The organism is Stenotrophomonas sp. SAM-B, assembly GCF_013387485.1.
GTDB classification, from domain to species: domain Bacteria; phylum Pseudomonadota; class Gammaproteobacteria; order Xanthomonadales; family Xanthomonadaceae; genus Stenotrophomonas; species Stenotrophomonas maltophilia_AA.
Genome location: NZ_JABBXB010000005.1, coordinates 25,978 through 43,290, shown reverse-complemented (window position 1 = coordinate 43,290; position 17,313 = coordinate 25,978). Strand labels below are relative to the sequence as shown.

The following is a 17,313-nucleotide window of genomic DNA, read 5'->3' as shown; positions in this document are numbered from 1 at the left end:
CCGTTTCGATCCACGTCGACGCTGGACCCTTATTCCACCGCCAGGCCTTCCACCTTCTGCCAGCCACGCGGCAGCAGATGGCCGCGGGTGGCGCGGGTCCCCAGGTAGGTGTCCAGGTCCTTGAAGGACAGGTTCATCGTGCGCTGGCCGCTGCGGACCAGCAGCGTGTTGCCCGGCGCCACCGACACCACCGCGACCACGCGCTCGGTGGCGAGCTTGGCCTTGGGGATGTCGATGATCTTGTTGCCCTTCCCCTTGTCCAGTTCCGGCAGGTCGCTGGCGGCGATCGCCAGTAGATTGCCCGAGCTGGTCACGGCCACGATGCGGTCCGTCTCCGGATTGGCGACCACGGCCGGGGTCAGCACCTTGGAGCCGGAGGTCAGGTTGAGCATCGCCTTGCCGGCCTTGTTGCGGCCGGTGAGGTTCTCGAAGCGGGTCACGAAGCCGTAGCCGTGGGTGGAGGCCAGCACGAAGCGCGTGTTGTTCTCGCCGCTGGCCAGCGTCATGAAGGCGCTGCCCGGGGCCGGCGAGAAGCGACCGGTCAGCGGCTCGCCGTTGCCACGGGCCGAGGGCAGGGTGTGGATCAGGGTCGAGTACGCACGGCCCTCGCTGTCCAGGAACGCCACCTGCTGCGTGCTGCGTGCGCGCACGGAGCCGAGCAGCGCATCGCCCTCGCGATAGGACAGGGTGGCCGGGTCCATGTCGTGGCCCTTGGCCGCACGGATCCAGCCCTTCTCCGAGAGCACCACCGTCATCGGTTCGCTCGGCACCAGCTCGGTCTCGTCGATGGCCTGCGCCGCGCCACGCTGCACCAGCGGCGAGCGACGGTCATCGCCGAACTTCTTCGCATCGGCCACCAGCTCGTCGCGGATCAGCTTCTTCAGCTTGGCCTTGCTCTCCAGGATGCCGACGATCTTGTCGCGTTCCTTGGCCAGCTCGTCCTGCTCGCCGCGGATCTTCATTTCTTCCAGGCGGGCCAGCTGCTTCAGCTTGGTCTCCAGGATGTACTCGGCCTGTTCCTCGCTCAGCGCGAAGCGCGCGATCAGCGCCGGCTTGGCTTCGTCCTCGGTGCGGATGATGTGGATCACTTCATCCAGGTTGAGGAAGGCGACCAGCAAGCCGTCCAACATGTGCAGGCGACGCTCGACCTTCTGCAGGCGGTGGTTGAGGCGGCGGGTCACGGTGGTGCTGCGGAACTGCAGCCATTCGCTGAGCAGGGTCTTGAGGTTCTTGACCTGCGGGCGGCCGTCCAGCCCGATCACGTTGAGGTTGACCCGGTAGCTGCGCTCCAGGTCGGTGGTCGCGAACAGGTGGCCCATCAGCTGCTCGGCGTCCACGCGGTTTGAGCGCGGCACCAGCACCACGCGCACCGGGTTGGCGTGGTCGGACTCATCGCGGATGTCCTCCAGCCACGGCAGCTTCTTGGCACGCATCTGCGCGGCGATCTGCTCGATCACCTTCGACGGCGATACCTGGAACGGCAGCGCGTTGATCACGATGTTGCCGTTCTCCTTCAGGAAGGTGGAGCGCGCCCGCACGCTGCCGTAACCGGTCTCGTACATGGAGCGCAGATCGGCGATCGGCGTGATGATCTCGGCGAAGCTCGGGTAGTCCGGGCCCTTCACGTGCTCGCACAGGTCGGTGACCGTCGCATCCGGGTCGTCGAGCAGGTGCAGCAGCGCACTGACGATCTCGTTGAGGTTGTGCGGCGGCACGTCGGTGGCCATGCCGACGGCGATGCCGGTGGTGCCGTTGAGCAGCAGGTGCGGCAGGCGCGCCGGCATCCAGGTCGGCTCTTCCAGGGTGCCGTCGAAGTTCGGGGTCCAGTCGGTGGTGCCCTGGTTGATCTCGCCCAGCAGCACTTCGGCGATCGGGGTCAGCTTGGACTCGGTGTAACGCATCGCCGCGAACGACTTGGGATCGTCGGTCGAGCCGAAGTTGCCCTGGCCTTCGATCAGCGGGTAGCGGTACGAGAAGGGCTGGGCCATCAGCACCAGCGCTTCGTAGCAGGCGCTGTCGCCGTGGGGATGGTACTTACCGATCACGTCACCGACGGTACGCGCGGACTTCTTCGGCTTGGAGGACGCGTTCAGACCCAGCTCGCTCATCGCATAGATGATGCGGCGCTGCACCGGCTTGAGGCCGTCGCCGAGGAACGGCAGTGCGCGGTCGAGCACCACGTACATCGAATAGTCCAGGTACGCCCGTTCGGCGTACTCGCGCAGGGGCAGCTGTTCAAAGCCGTGGAACGCGGGGCGGGCAAGATCGGTCATGCGGGATTGTTACCTGTGGCAAGGGACGGCGACGGCTGTCGCCCTCGCAGGCGGATGATTATCCGGATGCGGCCGGGGATGCCAAGCCGCGTGATGGGTTCAGGGGGTGCCCGCTGCGCGCCAGATAGCGCCCGGGCGGGCTGCCGAAGTGGCGGCGGAACACCGTGACGAAGGCGCTGGGGCTGCTGAACCCCAGTTCGTGCGCGATGTCGGACACGCTCTGGCCATCGGACAGGCGGCGCAGGCCCTGGGCCAACCGGGCCTGCTGGCGCCACTGGGCGAAGCTGAGCGTGGTTTCATCGCGGAAGTGCCGGGTCAGTGTACGCGGCGACAGGCCCGCCCACTGGGCCCATTGCTCCAGGCTGCGGCCGTCGGCCGGATCGGCGATCAGCTGCGAGGCGATCCGCAGCAGGCGCCGGTCCTGCGGCATCGGCAGATGCATGCGCTGGCGCGGGGCATTGCGGATTTCGTCCAGCAGGACCTCGATCATGTGCTGCTGGCGCAGGCTGGGTTCGGCCGCCGGCACCCACGCGGTGACCCGCAGCGACAAGGCCTGCAGCAGATCGGAAATGGCCACCACGCAGGGCTCGTCGGGCAGGTCATGGGCCATCGCCGCGCTGACGATGATGCCCCAGCCCCTTAGCGGCCCACAGATATCCACGGTGTGCGGCTCTCCCGGCGGCATCCAGCCGGCGCAGCCGGGCGGCAGCGACCAGGTGCCATGGCGGGTGCGGGTGGTGAGCAGGCCCGCCTCCACGCAGATCAGCTGCGCGCGCCGGTGCTGGTGCCAGTCGATCTCCCGGTCCAGCCCGCGGGCGCTCTCGATCCGGAAGCCGAGCACGCCCAGTCCATCGTCGCGCTCGAACCAGTCCAAGACCTGGTTGCGGATCATCTGGGTGGCGTCGGTCTCGCGCTCTGGCCTGAAAGTGTTATCCATTGTCCAAATTGTAATACCGGGCCAGTCCAGGGCGCCATTAAGGTAGCGACCTGCCCATTGTTCTGATTGTTGCAACACAGCATTTGGTTCCAGATTAAATATTTCTATTGAGAAATATATTTTTTGGAAGAGAATGCTCACCCATGATCTGCCCTGATGCCCATCCCCCCAGCTTCGGACTCCTGCTGCGCCAAGTGCGCGATGGCCTGGTCCGTCAGCTAGACACGTCGATGGCCGAGGAAAACCTCGGTATTGGCTTCACCCACTATCTCGGCCTGAAGGTGCTCGCGGCCCGTGCCCCGTGCACCGCCAACGAGTTGGCCCAGGCCCTGGACCAGGTGCCGAGCGCGGTGACCCGCCTGCTGGACAAGCTGGAAGCCCTGGATTGCGTGCGGCGCGAGCCGCATGCCCAGGACCGGCGGGCACTGCAGATCGTGCTGACCGAGCCGGGCCGCCAGTTGTGGGCCCGCCTCAAACAGCGCGGGGACCAGACCATCGACGACGCCATGCGTGATCTGTCTTCGGACGAACGCGCGCAGCTGCTTTCCCTCATGACCCGTGTACGCGACTCACTGGTAACGCCATGACTTCCATGTTTGAACGCTCTCATCCACTGCGCCCGCTGCGGCCGGTGCTGGTCTCCGTGCTGGCGCTTGCGCTGGCCGCGTGTGCCAGCAGCCGCGGCCTGGAGCCGCAGGGTCGTCTGCTCGACGCAGACAGCCTGCAGACCCAGCGCACCCTGGCCGCCAACGGCCTGAGCCAGCCCGGTTGGCCGGCCACCGACTGGTGGCGCGCGCTGGGCGACCCCCAGCTTGACGCCCTGATCGCGGAAGGCCTGCAGCGCAATCCCGGGCTGGAGGCCGCCGATGCGCGCCTGCGCCAGGCCCGTGCCCAGATCGGCACCGCCCGCGCCGATCGCCTGCCCAGCGTTTCCGCCTCCGGCGGCTACACCGGCGTGCGCCTGCCCGAGTCGATGGTCGGTGACGAACTCGGTGGCAGCTACGCCGGCAGCGGCCAGGCCTACCTGAGCTTCAGCTACGGCATCGACCTGTGGGGCGGCAAGCGTGCCGCCTGGGAAGCGGCCGTGGACAGCGGTCACGCCGCGGAAGTGGACGCCCAGGCCGCGCGCCTGAATCTCTCGGCCGCCATCGCCGAGGCGTACGCGCAGCTGGGTTACGCGTGGACACTGCACGACGTGGCCAGCGAAGAACTGGCGCGCTCGCAGAAGACCCTGGACCTGACCCGCCAGCGTCGCGCCGCTGGCATCGACAGCGACCTGCAGACCCGCCAGGCCGAGGCCCGCATCCCGGCCGCGCAGCAGCAACAGCAGGCCGCGCAGCAGCAGATCGATGAAGCCCGCACCGCGCTCGCCGCGCTGGTCGGGCAGGGCCCGGACCGTGGCCTGCAGATCGAACGCCCGCAGATGCTGAACCCCTTGGCGCTGCAGCTGCCCGGCGTGCTGCCGAGCGAACTGCTCGGTCGTCGCCCGGACATCGTCGCCGCGCGCTGGCGCGTGGAGGCGGCCAACCGCGAGATCCACGCGGCCAAGGCCGCTTTCTACCCCAGTCTCAACCTGACCGCCCTGGGCGGCGTGGTCTCCAGTGAAGTGGACCAGCTGCTCAAGAGTGGCTCGACGTTCGCCTTCCTCGGCCCGGCGCTGAGCCTGCCGATCTTCGACGGCGGCCGCCTGCGCGCCAACCTGGGCAAGACCGACGCGCAGTACGACCTGGCCGTGGCCGATTACAACCAGTCCGTGGTCAATGCGCTGCGTGACGTCGCCGACCAGGTCAACGCGGTGCGTTCGCTGGCCGACCAGGCCAGTGCCCAGGCCCAGGCCGTCAGCACCGCGCGCGCCGCCCATGACCTGGCGGAGCAGCGCTACCGCGCCGGCATCGGAAGCTACCTGGACGTGCTCAGTGTCGAAGAGCAGTTGCTGGTGTCCCAGCAGCGGCTGGCCAGCCTGCAGTCGCGTCAGATCCTTGTTTCGGTCCGCCTGAGCCAGGCGTTGGGCGGTGGTTTCACCCCGACCAGCGACGCCGCCACGGTCGCCGCCACCCCCGAATCCCCGCATTCCTGAGAGTCATCCCCATGAGTCAGACCTCCGCCCCCGCTGCCGAGAAGGCAGCTCCCTCCCGTCGCGGCAAGCTGCTGCGCGGCCTGCTGGTCATCGTCGTGCTGCTGCTGGCCGCCCTGGCCCTGTGGTACTTCATGTTCGGCCGCTGGTTCGAAGAAACCGACGATGCCTACGTGCAGGGCAACCAGGTCCAGATCACCCCGCTGATCAGCGGCACCGTGGTCGCGATCAACGCCGATGACGGCATGCGCGTCGAGCGCGGCCAGCTGCTGGTCCAGCTGGACCCGGCCGATACCGAAGTCGCCCTGCAGCAGGCCGAAGCCAACCTCGCCAAGACGGTCCGCCAGGTGCGCGGTCTGTACCGCAGCGTGGAAGGCGCCCAGGCAGAATTGAACGCGCGCCAGGTCACCCTGAAGCGCGTGCGCGAGGACTTCAACCGTCGTAAGGATCTGGCCAACACCGGCGCGATCTCCAACGAAGAACTGGCACATGCCCGCACCGAACTGGCCGCTGCCGAAGCCGCCGTGGCCGGCTCGCGCGAGACCTTCGAGCGCAGCAACGCGCTGGTCGATGACACCGTGATCGCGACCCAGCCGGACGTGCAGGCCGCCGCCGCGCAGCTGCGCCAGGCCTATCTCAACAATGCCCGCGCCGGCATCGTCGCGCCGGTCACCGGCTACGTCGCCCGTCGTTCGGTGCAGGTCGGCCAGCGCGTGCAGCCGGGCAATGCCCTGATGGCCGTGGTGCCGACCGAGCAGATGTGGGTCGAAGCCAACTTCAAGGAAACCCAGCTGCGCCACATGCGCCTGGGCCAGGAAGTGGAGCTGCGTTCGGACCTGTACGGCGGTGACGTCACCTACAAGGGCCGCATCGACAGCCTCGGCCTGGGCACCGGTTCGGCGTTCTCGCTGCTGCCGGCGCAGAACGCCAGCGGCAACTGGATAAAGATCGTGCAGCGCGTGCCGGTGCGCATCGCCATCGATGCCAAGCAGCTCGCCGAGCACCCGCTGCGCATCGGTCTGTCGATCAAGGCCGAAGTGAGCCTGCGCGACCAGAAGGGCACCGTGCTGCCGACCGAAACCGCCAAGGGCCAGGTGTTCGATACCGACGTCTACGCCAAGCAGCTGCACAGCGCCGACGATGTGATCCACCAGATCATCCAGAGCAACCTGCCGCAGCAGGCCAAGGCGAGCTGAGGCCACCATGTCCGCACAAGCTCCCGCCGCGCCGGGCGCCCCCGCGGCGCCAGGCACGGCCTTCCGGCCGGCCAACGTCGCCCTGTGTACCGCAGGGCTGGCGATGGCCTCGTTCATGCAGGTCCTGGACACCACCATCGCCAACGTCTCGTTGCCGACCATCGCCGGCAATCTCGGCGCCAGTTCGCAGCAGGCCACCTGGGTCATCACCTCGTTCGCGGTCAGCACCGCGATCGCGCTGCCGCTGACCGGCTACCTCAGCCGGCGCTTCGGCGAAACCAAGCTGTTCGTCTGGGCCACGCTGGCCTTCACCCTGGCCTCGCTGCTGTGCGGCCTGGCCCAGAGCATGGGCATGCTGGTGGTGTCGCGTGCGATCCAAGGCTTCGTCGCCGGCCCGATGTACCCGATCACGCAGAGCCTGCTGGTCTCGCTCTATCCACGTGAAAAACGCGGGCAGGCGCTGGCGTTGCTGGCGATGATCACCGTGGTCGCGCCGATCGCCGGCCCGATCCTCGGGGGCTGGATCACCGACAACTACAGTTGGGAATGGATCTTCCTGATCAACGTGCCGCTGGGCATCTTCGCCGCGCTGGTGGTGGGCAACCAGCTCAAGGGGCGCCCCGAACACGTCGAAAAGCCGAAGATGGATTACGTCGGTCTGATCACCCTGGTGATCGGCGTGGGCGCCCTGCAGCTGGTGCTCGATCTGGGCAACGACGAAGACTGGTTCAGTTCGACCAAGATCGTCGTGCTGGCCTGCGTGTCGGTGGTGGCCCTGGCAGTGTTCCTGATCTGGGAATTGACCGACAAGGATCCCATCGTCGATCTGCGCCTGTTCCGGCATCGCAACTTCCGCGCCGGCACGCTGGCGATGGTGGTGGCCTACGCGGCGTTCTTCAGCGTGGCGCTGCTGATCCCGCAGTGGTTGCAGCGTGACATGGGCTACACCGCGATCTGGGCCGGCCTGGCGACCGCGCCGATCGGCGTGCTGCCGGTGATCATGACGCCGTTCGTGGGCAAGTACGCCTCGCGGTTCGACATGCGCATGCTGGCCACGATCGCCTTCATCTTCCTGTCGTTCACCAGCTTCCTGCGCTCGGGCTTCAACCTGCAGGTGGACTTCGGCCATGTGGCCGGCATCCAGCTGATCATGGGGATCGGCGTGGCGTTGTTCTTCATGCCGGTGCTGCAGATCCTGCTGTCGGATCTGGACGGTCGCGAGATCGCCGCCGGTTCCGGCCTGGCCACCTTCCTGCGTACGCTGGGCGGCAGCTTCGCCGCCTCGCTGACCACGTGGCTGTGGGCACGCCGTACCCAGGAACACCACGCGCACCTGACCGAACACATCTCCGGCTACACCCCGGGCATGCAGGACCAGGTGACCGCGATGGGGCAGGGCGACCTGCAGCATGGTGCGGCTGCGCTCAACAACATGATCAACCACCAGGCCTCGCAGATGGGCTTCAACGACATCTTCTTCCTGCTGGGCTGGATCTTCCTGGCCATCATCGCTTTCCTGTGGCTGGCCAAGCCGCCGTTCGGCGCAGGGGCGGGTGCGGCCTCGGCCGGCGGGCACTGAAGACGTGATACGTTGAAACGAAAAAACCCCGCTGAGAGGCGGGGTTTTTTCGTTGTGGGGCGGTGCCGGGCATCGCGCGGTACGCATGTATCCATGCATACCTGGCCCGGAAACGAAAAAACCCGCTTGCGCGGGTTTGATCATTTTCCGAGTCATGGTGCCCAGGAGAGGACTCGAACCTCCACGAAGTTGCCCCCGCTAGCACCTGAAGCTAGTGCGTCTACCAATTCCGCCACCTGGGCGACTCAGGAGGAGAATTCTGGGCATGTCCGGGAAACTTGTCAACGGTTTTGTGAAATTTCTTCACAATCCTGCACAGGAGTGCCGCTGACTGACTCTGCACACCCGCAGCGGTTACTATTGAGGTCAATGAAACCAAAGAAACCGACCCAGGGCGCGAAAGCCCCCAAGTCCCCGGCGCCCAAGAAGGCAGCCGGTCCGTCGGGCAACCCCCGCGCTGCCGCCAAGAAAGCCGGCAAGCTGCCCCCCTGGATGCCCGAATCCCTGAACACCCCTGAGCCGCCGCGCGGCAACAAGCGGGGCGCCAAGCCCGCGCACGCCGGGCCGATCCCGACGCGCCGCCGCCCGCATCCGGCTCCGCTGGATGGTGAAGTGCAGGTGGATCCGTTCGCCGCCCGCGAGGCCGAGCGCTATGCGCAGCCGATCGCCAGCCGTGAGGCGATCCTGCAACTGCTCGACCGCTGCGATGGCCCGCAGACCGCCGACGAGATCGCCATCCATCTCGGCCTGACCGAGCCGGACCGTGCCGATGCCCTGGGCAAGCGCCTGGGTGCGATGTGCCGTGATGGCCAGCTGGTGCAGAACCGCCGTGGCGGTTTCGCGCCGCTGCAGGCCGTCAACCTGATCACCGGCGTGGTGATCGCCAACCCGGAAGGGTTCGGCTTCCTGCGCCCGGTCGAGGGCGGTGACGACCTGTTCCTGCCGCCGTTCGAAATGCGCAAGGTGCTGCATGGCGACCGCGTGCTGGTCAACGTGACCGGCATCGATCGTCGTGGTCGCCGCGAGGCCAGCATTTCGCGCGTGCTCGAGCGTGGCATGAGCCGCCTGATCGGCCGCTTCAGCGTCGAATTCGGCATCAATTACGTGGTGCCCGACGACAAGCGCGTGCAGCGCAATGTGCAGATCCCGCCCGACCAGACCGGCGATGCCCGCGACGGCCAGTTGGTGGTCTGCGAGCTGACCCAGGCACCGGACACCCGTCGTCCGCCGATCGGCCGCATCATCGCCGTCCTCGGCGACAAGCTGACCGCCTCGCTGGTGGTGGAAACTGCGATCCACGGCCACGAACTGCCGTTCGAGTTCCCGGCCGAAGTGCTGGCGGAAGCCACCGCCGTGCCGATGGTGGTCACCCCGGAACAGATCGGCCACCGCGAAGACCTGCGCAACACGCCGCTGGTCACCATCGATGGCGAGGATGCCAAGGACTTCGACGACGCGGTCTACTGCGAACCGAATGCCGAAGGCTTCCGCCTGGTCGTGGCGATCGCCGACGTCTCCAATTACGTACGTCCCGGTACGCCGCTGGATGATGAAGCGCAGAAGCGCGCGACCTCGGTCTACTTCCCCGGGTTCGTGGTGCCGATGCTGCCGGAAACGCTCTCGAACGGCATCTGCTCGCTGATGCCCAAGGTCGACCGCATGTGCTTCGTCTGCGACATGCAGGTGAACCGCGAAGGCGAAGTCATCCATTCGCGCTTCTACGAAGCGGTGATGAACTCGCACGCGCGCCTGACCTATAACCAGGTCTGGGAAGCGGTGGGCGAGAACGACCCGGCCGCGCGCAAGGCGATCGGCCCGCTGATGCCGCAGGTCGACCGCCTGTACCAGCTGTATCACGTGCTGGCCAAGGCCCGTACCCGCCGCGGTGCGATCGAGTTTGAAACCTCCGAAGTGCGCTTCGTGCTGGACAACACCGGCGAAGTCACCCAGGCCGGGATGATGGTGCGCAACGATGCGCACAAGCTGATCGAAGAATGCATGATCGCGGCGAACGTGCAGGCCGCACGCTACCTGTTGGCCAAGCAGGTGCCGGCGCCGTTCCGCGACCATGAGCGCCCGCCGGAATCCAAGTACGCCGATCTGCTCGAGTTCCTCAAGGAATTCAAGCTGAGCCTGCCGCCGTGGTCGAAGGTGCAGCCGGCCGATTTCACCAAGCTGCTCAAGAAGGTGCGCGATCGCCCGGACGCGGCACTGCTGGAATCGGTGCTGCTGCGCAGCCAGAGCCTGGCTGTGTATTCGCCGGACAACCTGGGCCACTTCGGCCTGGCGCTGGATGCGTACGCCCACTTCACCTCGCCGATCCGTCGTTACCCCGATCTGCTGGTGCACCGTGCGATCAAGCACGCGCTCAGCGGGGCCGCGCCGGAGAAGTTCACCTACTCGCCGCGTGAGATGGCCGCCTTGGCCCTGCAGTGCTCCGAGCGTGCGCGCCGTGCCGACGAAGCCGAGCGCGAAGTCGACGAGCGTTACCGCGCCGCGTGGATGGAAAAGCACGTGGGTGGCCAGTTCGACGGCGTGATCAGTGGCGTGACCAGCTTCGGCCTGTTCGTGGAGCTGGATGAGTCCAAGGTCAACGGCCTGGTCCATGTGACCCAGCTGCCGCACGACTATTACCAGTTCGACGCGGTGCGCAAGACGCTCAACGGCGAGCGTCGCGGCAAGATCTACCGTCTCGGTGACCGGGTGCGGATCCTGGTGCTCAAGGCCAGCATGGAAGAGCGCAAGATCGACTTCCGCCTGGTCGAAGAGAAGGACGATGCCCTGCCCGAGCTGCCGCCGCGCGGCCAGCCGGCCAAGCGCCAGAAGCAGAAGTACTGATCGTCGCGTACCGGCCCACGGCCGGTACGCGGTAGGTGCCGACCGTTGGTCGGCACCTCGTCTACCCGCCGACCGTCGGCCGGCACACCGTCCACCCGCCCCCCGCGGGTGGGCATGTTGTTTCCCACGGACCCCGTCGGAGCGATCACATGCAGTCCTTCCCCGAATACAGCGGCGGCTGCCAGTGCGGCGCGATCCGCTTCCATGTGGTCGGTGAGCTGACCCACAGTTCGATCTGCCATTGCCGGATGTGCCAGAAGGCCTTCGGCGCGTACTACGCCCCCCTGGTATCGGTGCGCGGCAGCGATTTCCGCTGGACCCGCGGCGAACCCCGGCGTTTCGCGTCGTCCAATCTGGTCCAGCGCGGCTTCTGCGCCGACTGCGGCACCCCGTTGACCTATGAAGCGCCGGACGGTGTGGCGGTCGCGGCCGGTGCGTTTGACGAGCCGACCCGTCTGCCGCCTACGATCCAGTACGGCATCGAGGCCAAGCTGCCGTTCGTGGATACGCTGGGCTCGCTCGGCGCGCTGCGCAGCGAGGAGGACACTGCGGCCGGGGACTTCCTGCTGCATATCGTCTCCCGCCAGCACCCGGACCACGACACCACGGACTGGCCGCCGGGCTGAAGGCCGGCGGTGGCCGCACCCCCGTGAACGCCCCCGTGAACGCCCGGCAGGGCAGGGTGGGGCTCGATGCTCTACCATTACCAACCCCTTTACCGGTCCCGCCCCCCGCAATGAGCAAGCAAAGCCAGTGGATCGTCGGCGTCAACGCCGTCGCCTCTTCGATCGAGAATGATGCCGAGAACGTCCGCGAGGTCCTCATCGAGGCCGGTGCGAAGAATCCGCGTCTGACCGAGATCGAGGAAAACGCACGCCGCAAGGGCATCGACGTGCGCAAGGTGAACACCCAGGCGCTGGACGGTGTGGGCGGTTCGGTGCGTCACCAGGGCGTGGCCGCGCGCTACCAGGCCGCACGGACCTGGGGCGAGAACGAGCTGGAAGGGCTGGTCGAAGCGGCCGAGGGCAAAGCCCTGCTGCTGATCCTGGATGAAGTCCAGGACCCGCACAATCTCGGCGCCTGCCTGCGCAGCGCGGCTGCGGCCGGTGCCACGGCGGTGATCATCCCCAAGGACAAGTCGGCTTCGGTCAACGCGACCGTGCGCAAGACCTCGGCGGGCGCGGCCGACCGCATCCCGGTGGTGCAGGTGACCAACCTCTCGCGCTGCCTGAAGGATCTGCAGAAGCAGGGCGTGTGGATCTACGGCCTGGCCGGCGAAGCCACCGAATCGCTGTACGCGATCGATCTGAAGGGCAACGTGGCGCTGGTGCTGGGCGGCGAAGCCGACGGCCTGCGCCGCCTGACCCGCGAGAACTGCGATGGCCTGGTCAAGATTCCGATGCCGGGCGATATCGAGAGCCTCAACGTCTCAGTGGCCACCGGCGTGAGCCTGTTCGAAGCAGTGCGCCAGCGCGGGCTGTAAGCCGCGCACAGGCCCGGGGGGTAGAGCCACGCCATGCGTGGCTGAGCGGTGCGGGATCGAGAGGCAGACAATGTGCGGCGCCGGATCGAGAGGCAGCCACGCATGGCGTGGCTCTACCCGTGATGCACCTGGCGCGGGCGATCAGCCCGCGCTTCCCCCCAGCGCCTTGAACAACGTCACATCGTTGATCAACTGCCGTTGACGCACGGATGCCAGCGACAGCTCGGCGTCGCGCCGGGTCTGCTGCGCTTCCAGCCAGGTCCGCAGATCGGTCGCACCGACCCGGTAGCGCACCTCGTACATCCGTTCGATCTCCACCGCTTCGTCATAGGACGCCTGCGAGGCCGCCACCTGCGTGGCGAACTGGGTGCGCGCCGACAAGGCGTTGTCCACTTCCGACAACGCGGTGTACAGCGTGCGGCGGAACCCGTTGGCCGCGATCTGGTAGTCGGTGCCGGCCAAGCGGGTGTTCAACTGGGCCTGGCGCACGTTGAGGAACGGCAGCGACAGCCCCGCGCCCAGGGTGGCGACCGGATTATTCAGCACGTCCGAGAGCGAGGCGGCACCGGTACCGACGCTGCCGGTCAGGCTCAGCGCCGGGTAGTACTGGGTCGCGGTGACCTTGATGGTCTTCAGGCTGTTGCGCAGGCGCAGCTCGGCGGCGCGCAGGTCCGGGCGTCGGCCGAGCAGATCGGCCGGCAGGCCTTCGGCGATCACCGGGCTGCCGACGCGCTGCAACTGCTGCGGCTCGTCGGCCATCGCCAGCGGTTGCCCGTCCAGCAGCACGGTCAGCGCATTGCGCGCGGCGACGCGCTGCTGCTCCAGTGCACTCTGCGCGGCACGTTGTGCTTCCAGGCTCTGCGCGGCCTGGCGTACTTCCAGCCGCGATACCGCACCGGCATCGAAGCGCGCCTGGACCAGCTCGCGGGTGCGCTGCAGCCGCGCCAGGTTGGCCTGGCCGGCGGCGATCGACTGGTTGAGGAACGCCAGCGTCCAGTACTGCGTAGCCACGTCGCTGATCACCAGCAGCGCGGTGTTCTGCAGGTCCTCCTGGCTGGCCTGGGCTTCCCACTGGGCGATGTCGCGCTGGGCGCGCAGCCGCCCCCACAGGTCGATCTCCCATTGCAGGGACACGCCGGCCGAGCTGCCGCGGTTCCAGTCCGCGCTCTGGTCGATCGGGCGGTTGCCGCTGCTGCCGACGCTGCCCGAGGGCTGCGGCCACAGGGCGTTGTCGGCCAACCCGGCCTGCAGCCGCGCACGCTGCACGGCCAATCCGGCCGAGACCAGATCGGTGTTGGCGGCCAGGGCACGATCGATCACGCGGTCCAGGCCGGGGTCGCCGAACTGGGTCCACCAGGCATCGGCGCGGACATCCGCCGATGCCGCATGCGGTTGTTCGCTGACGGCCTCGGTGGGGGCGTTCAAGGTGCCATCGCCACGGCCGTAGGTGGCCGGGACCGCCGGTGCATCGACCTGGTAGCGGCCGGTACTGACGCAGCCAGACAGGGCCAGCGCGGTCACGCAGGCCAGGGCCAGCGGGCGCAGTGACGCAGGGTGCAGCAGAGCAGGAGAAATCTTCATTCGCGCGCCAGCGCCTCCACGGGATCAAGTTGGGCGGCATTGCGGGCCGGCAGGAAACCAAACGCCACGCCGATCAGGCTGGAGCAGGCAAAGGCGGCCACGATGGATGCGGTCGAGAACAGCATCTGGAAGTCCGGCGCGAACTTGCCGAACAGCCAGCCGATCACCAGCGACAGGCCGACGCCGAGCAGGCCGCCGAGCAGACACACCAGCACCGCTTCGATCAGGAACTGCTGGCGGATATCGCTCTGCCGCGCGCCGACGGCCATGCGCACGCCGATCTCGCGGGTCCGCTCGGTCACCGAGACCAGCATGATGTTCATCACGCCGATGCCACCGACCAGCAGCGCGATCGCGGCGATGGCGCTGATCAACAGCGTCATCGTGCGGGTGGTCTGCTCGATGGTCTGGCGGATCTCGGCGCTGTTGCTGAGGAAGAAGTCCTCGGTGCCGTGACGCATGATCAGCAGCTTGGAAATGGCGGCCTGTGCCGCATCCATCGGCGTGGTGTCATCCACGCGCACGGTGATGCTGGAAACATGGCTCTGGCCGAGCATGCGCGACATCACCGTGGTGTAGGGCACCCACACGCTCAGGCTGGTGCTGCCGCCGAAGCCGAAGCTCTGCCGCTGCGCGACACCGACCACGCGCACCGGCACGTTGCCGAGCAGGATCACCTGGCCGACCGGGTCTTCGCCATTCGGGAAGAACTGGGTGCGGGTGTTCTCGTCGATGATGGCCACCTGGGCCAGGCTGCGCACCGCATCGGTATCGAAGAAGCTGCCGGCGATCAGGGTCACGCCCTTGACCCGGAAGAACTGCTCGCCGACACCGTTGACCTGCGCGGTGGCCGATTGATTGCGGTAGCGCGCGGTCACCGAGGAGGACACGCTGGGCGTGGCACTGTCGATGTAGCTCTGCCGGCCCAGTGCATCGGCATCGCTGGCCTTCAGCGTCTGCACCCGGGCCGAACGCATGTCGCCGAAACCACGGCCGGGATAGACGTCGATGGTGTTGGTGCCCAGCGCGCTGATGTTCTGCAGGATCTGCTGCTGGGAGCCATTGCCCATCGCCACCACCGAGACCACCGAGGCGATGCCGATGATGATGCCGAGCATGGTCAGGAAGGTGCGCAGGCGGTGGGCGTTCATCGCCAGCAGGGCCATGCGGAACGCTTCGGTGAAGCGGTCGCGTGCTGCCCGCCAGCTGTGGCCCTTGCCGGCCGCTACGGTCGGCTGGCGCTGCGCGCGGTAGCTCGGTGCATTCGGATTGATGCGGTCGGCGATGATCTCGCCGTCGCGGATTTCGATGATGCGCTGGGCGTGTTCGGCCACGCTCATGTCGTGGGTCACGATGATGATGGTGTGGCCTTCGGCATGCAGCTCGCCGAGGATGCCCATCACTTCTTCGCCGGATTTCGTGTCCAGTGCGCCGGTCGGTTCGTCGGCCAGGATCACTTCGCCGCCGTTCATCAATGCGCGCGCGATCGACACACGCTGCTGCTGCCCGCCGGAGAGCTGGCCGGGCTTGTGGTTCATGCGGTCGCCCAGGCCCAGCCGTTGCAGCAGTTCTTCGGCACGCGCGGTGCGCACCGGGCCGGGACTGCCTGCATACACGGCGGGCACGGCCACGTTGCCGCGCGCGTCCAGGTCACCGAGCAGGTGGTAGCGCTGGAAAATGAAGCCGAAATGTTCGCGGCGCAGCTCGGCCAGTTCGTCCGGCTGCATGCGGCCGGTTTCGCGGCCGGCCACCTGGTAGCTGCCGCGCGTGGGCCGGTCCAGGCAGCCGAGGATGTTCATCAGCGTGGACTTGCCGGAGCCGGACTGGCCGACGATGGCCACCATCTCGCCCGCTGCGATGTCCAGATTGACGTCGCGCAGCACCGCGATGGTCTCATCGCCCGCCGGGAATTCCCGGCGCAGGTCGCGCAGCCGCAGCAGCGGCGTGCCCGTGGCGGTGCTCATCGGCGCGGCCCACCCATGCCGGGGCCGCTGATCCGCACGCCGCCACCGCCGCGGTTGCCGCCGCCGGCACCCTGCGCACCGCCGCCTTCGCCGACGATGACCTTGTCGCCTTCTGCCAGGCCGGACAGCACTTCGGCATTGGCGCCGTTGTTGATGCCGATCTTGACCTTGCGCGGGGCGGGCATGCCATCGGCATCGGCCACGCGCACCATGTACTGCCCGTCACGGGTCTTCGGACCGAGCGCGACGGCGGGAATGATCAGCACGTCCTTGGCCTGCTTGAGCATCACCGAGACCTGGGCGGTCATGTCGATGCGCAACGTGCCGTCAGGATTTTCCACATCGAACAAGGCGTTGTAGTAGACCGCAGTGCTGGAGCTGGAGCTGGACGAACTGGAGCTGCTGGAGCTGTCGTTGGCGATCGAGGACGGTGCCGGGTTGATCTGGCGCAGCGTGGCGTGGAATCTGCGGTCCGGCTCACCCAGCGTGGTGAAGTACACCGGCATCCCGGCCTTGATCTTGACCACGTCCGCTTCGGACACTTCGGCATTCACCGTCACCAGGTCCAGCCGGGCCAGCATCACGATGGTCGGCGCGGTCTGGTTGGCGTTCACGGTACGGCCTTCCTCGGCGACCACCGCGACCACGGTGCCGTCCATGGGTGCGGTGATGCGGGTATAGGCCAGGTTGGCGCGGGCGGTGCCCAGTTCGGTTTCGCGCCCGGTGATCTGCGCGTCGAACGACTGGATCTGTGCGCGTGCGGTCTTGAGCTTCGCGTCGGCCGCATCGAACTCGGCGCGCGAGGTGGCCTCGGCGGCCAGCATCTGCTGCTGGCGGGCGAATTCGAGCTCGGCTTCGCGCAGGCTGGCCTGCTGCACCGCGCGCTGGGCCTTGACCTGGTCCAGAGACGCCTGGGCGTTGAGCACCTGGTTCTGCTGGGTGGTGGCGTCGATCTCGGCAATCAGGTCGCCCTCCTTGACGGTATCGCCGAGCTGGACCTTGAGCGATTTGATCTGCCCCGAAGCCTGTGCACCGACGCTGACCAGCTTGTAGGCGTCGATCACACCGGTGGCTTCCACCGTCTGTTCGATGTCGCCGCGGCTGACCGGTGAGGTCGCCAGCGTGGGCGCGGCCGGCTTGCGCAGCATCCATGCCACAATCGCGGCGATCAGGACGAGGACCACGAGCAGCAGCAGGAGGCGGGCACGGCGGGTTCTGGGCAAACGGGGCTTCACGATGATCGTCAACTCGGCAGGCCGGTGCATCGGCGTTGTCAGCATTGTGAAGATCGTTCACCGCCGGCTCAATGCTCGCCGTGTACCAAGATGTATCTCTGCGGCGCACGACACGTTTCGTTGTGTATCCGCATCGCCCTTTGAAACAGATGT

12 protein-coding genes and 1 tRNA gene are annotated in these 17,313 nt (G+C 67.3%); 7 read left to right on the top strand and 6 right to left on the bottom strand.

Going from position 1 to position 17,313, the window contains the following annotated elements; all coding sequences use genetic code 11:
- Window positions 1-29 precede the first annotated feature (29 nt).
- Window positions 30-2,273, bottom strand: coding sequence for a DNA topoisomerase IV subunit A (gene parC, locus HH110_RS12310; RefSeq protein WP_176989943.1), 2,244 nt, complete (start codon window positions 2,271-2,273; stop codon window positions 30-32).
- Window positions 2,274-2,331: 58 nt separating this feature from the next.
- Entirely contained in the window at window positions 2,332-3,210 is an 879-nt protein-coding gene (locus HH110_RS12305; RefSeq protein WP_176989942.1) for a helix-turn-helix domain-containing protein, read from the bottom strand.
- A gap of 143 nt (window positions 3,211-3,353) precedes the next feature.
- Here HH110_RS12305 and HH110_RS12300 point away from each other — a divergent pair, with 143 nt between their 5' ends.
- The 4 genes from HH110_RS12300 to HH110_RS12285 are packed head-to-tail and all read left to right on the top strand — an operon-like array spanning window position 3,354 to window position 8,059.
- Complete coding sequence (locus HH110_RS12300; RefSeq protein WP_019184373.1) at window positions 3,354-3,797, top strand: MarR family winged helix-turn-helix transcriptional regulator; 444 nt, start codon at window positions 3,354-3,356, stop codon at window positions 3,795-3,797.
- A 5-nt stretch (window positions 3,798-3,802) separates the two neighbouring features.
- Window positions 3,803-5,287, top strand: a complete 1,485-nt coding sequence (locus HH110_RS12295) for an efflux transporter outer membrane subunit (RefSeq protein WP_176989941.1) — start codon at window positions 3,803-3,805, stop codon at window positions 5,285-5,287.
- Window positions 5,288-5,298: 11 nt separating this feature from the next.
- The gene (emrA, locus tag HH110_RS12290) at window positions 5,299-6,480 is read left to right on the top strand and encodes a multidrug efflux MFS transporter periplasmic adaptor subunit EmrA (protein WP_176989940.1); all 1,182 of its coding nucleotides are present in this window, start codon (window positions 5,299-5,301) and stop codon (window positions 6,478-6,480) included.
- A 7-nt stretch (window positions 6,481-6,487) separates the two neighbouring features.
- Complete coding sequence (locus HH110_RS12285) at window positions 6,488-8,059, top strand: DHA2 family efflux MFS transporter permease subunit (RefSeq protein WP_176989939.1); 1,572 nt, start codon at window positions 6,488-6,490, stop codon at window positions 8,057-8,059.
- A gap of 155 nt (window positions 8,060-8,214) precedes the next feature.
- Here the strand turns inward: HH110_RS12285 and HH110_RS12280 are convergent.
- Window positions 8,215-8,301, bottom strand: a tRNA-Leu gene (locus tag HH110_RS12280).
- Between the two features lie 127 nt (window positions 8,302-8,428).
- Here HH110_RS12280 and rnr point away from each other — a divergent pair.
- The 3 genes from rnr to rlmB all read left to right on the top strand — a co-directional run bounded on the left by rnr (window position 8,429) and on the right by rlmB (window position 12,380).
- A complete protein-coding gene (gene rnr / locus HH110_RS12275) occupies window positions 8,429-10,897 on the top strand; it encodes a ribonuclease R (protein ID WP_176989938.1) in 2,469 nt (822 codons plus the stop codon).
- 149 nt (window positions 10,898-11,046) lie between these two features.
- The gene (locus HH110_RS12270) at window positions 11,047-11,523 is read left to right on the top strand and encodes a GFA family protein (RefSeq protein WP_176989937.1); all 477 of its coding nucleotides are present in this window, start codon (window positions 11,047-11,049) and stop codon (window positions 11,521-11,523) included.
- Between the two features lie 110 nt (window positions 11,524-11,633).
- Window positions 11,634-12,380, top strand: coding sequence for a 23S rRNA (guanosine(2251)-2'-O)-methyltransferase RlmB (gene rlmB / locus HH110_RS12265; RefSeq protein ID WP_176989936.1), 747 nt, complete (start codon window positions 11,634-11,636; stop codon window positions 12,378-12,380).
- 141 nt (window positions 12,381-12,521) lie between these two features.
- Here rlmB and HH110_RS12260 read toward each other — a convergent pair whose 3' ends face one another.
- Genes HH110_RS12260 through HH110_RS12250 form a run of 3 tightly spaced genes read right to left on the bottom strand, consistent with a single transcriptional unit; the run spans window position 12,522 to window position 17,190 of the window.
- A complete protein-coding gene (locus tag HH110_RS12260) occupies window positions 12,522-13,961 on the bottom strand; it encodes an efflux transporter outer membrane subunit (RefSeq protein ID WP_176989935.1) in 1,440 nt (479 codons plus the stop codon).
- On the bottom strand, window positions 13,958-15,925 hold the full coding sequence (locus HH110_RS12255; protein ID WP_176989934.1) for a MacB family efflux pump subunit: 1,968 nt from the start codon (window positions 15,923-15,925) through the stop codon (window positions 13,958-13,960). The genes HH110_RS12260 and HH110_RS12255 overlap by 4 nt, the downstream gene beginning before the upstream one ends.
- The gene (locus HH110_RS12250; RefSeq protein ID WP_176990129.1) at window positions 15,922-17,190 is read right to left on the bottom strand and encodes an efflux RND transporter periplasmic adaptor subunit; all 1,269 of its coding nucleotides are present in this window, start codon (window positions 17,188-17,190) and stop codon (window positions 15,922-15,924) included. Before HH110_RS12250 ends, HH110_RS12255 begins: the two co-directional genes overlap by 4 nt.
- Between the last annotated feature and the right edge of the window lie 123 nt (window positions 17,191-17,313).

Excerpts from the sequence above, each read along its gene's own strand:
- HH110_RS12250 (WP_176990129.1), bottom strand. The coding sequence starts at position 17,190 with ATGCACCGGCCTGCCGAGTTGACGATCATCGTGAAGCCCCGTTTGCCC.
- HH110_RS12285 (WP_176989939.1), top strand. The coding sequence starts at position 6,488 with ATGTCCGCACAAGCTCCCGCCGCGCCGGGCGCCCCCGCGGCGCCAGGC.
- parC (WP_176989943.1), bottom strand. The coding sequence starts at position 2,273 with ATGACCGATCTTGCCCGCCCCGCGTTCCACGGCTTTGAACAGCTGCCC.
- HH110_RS12300 (WP_019184373.1), top strand. The coding sequence starts at position 3,354 with ATGATCTGCCCTGATGCCCATCCCCCCAGCTTCGGACTCCTGCTGCGC.
- HH110_RS12270 (WP_176989937.1), top strand. The coding sequence starts at position 11,047 with ATGCAGTCCTTCCCCGAATACAGCGGCGGCTGCCAGTGCGGCGCGATC.
- HH110_RS12305 (WP_176989942.1), bottom strand. The coding sequence starts at position 3,210 with ATGGATAACACTTTCAGGCCAGAGCGCGAGACCGACGCCACCCAGATG.
- HH110_RS12295 (WP_176989941.1), top strand. The coding sequence starts at position 3,803 with ATGTTTGAACGCTCTCATCCACTGCGCCCGCTGCGGCCGGTGCTGGTC.
- HH110_RS12260 (WP_176989935.1), bottom strand. The coding sequence starts at position 13,961 with ATGAAGATTTCTCCTGCTCTGCTGCACCCTGCGTCACTGCGCCCGCTG.
- rlmB (WP_176989936.1), top strand. The coding sequence starts at position 11,634 with ATGAGCAAGCAAAGCCAGTGGATCGTCGGCGTCAACGCCGTCGCCTCT.
- emrA (WP_176989940.1), top strand. The coding sequence starts at position 5,299 with ATGAGTCAGACCTCCGCCCCCGCTGCCGAGAAGGCAGCTCCCTCCCGT.
- rnr (WP_176989938.1), top strand. The coding sequence starts at position 8,429 with ATGAAACCAAAGAAACCGACCCAGGGCGCGAAAGCCCCCAAGTCCCCG.
- HH110_RS12255 (WP_176989934.1), bottom strand. The coding sequence starts at position 15,925 with ATGAGCACCGCCACGGGCACGCCGCTGCTGCGGCTGCGCGACCTGCGC.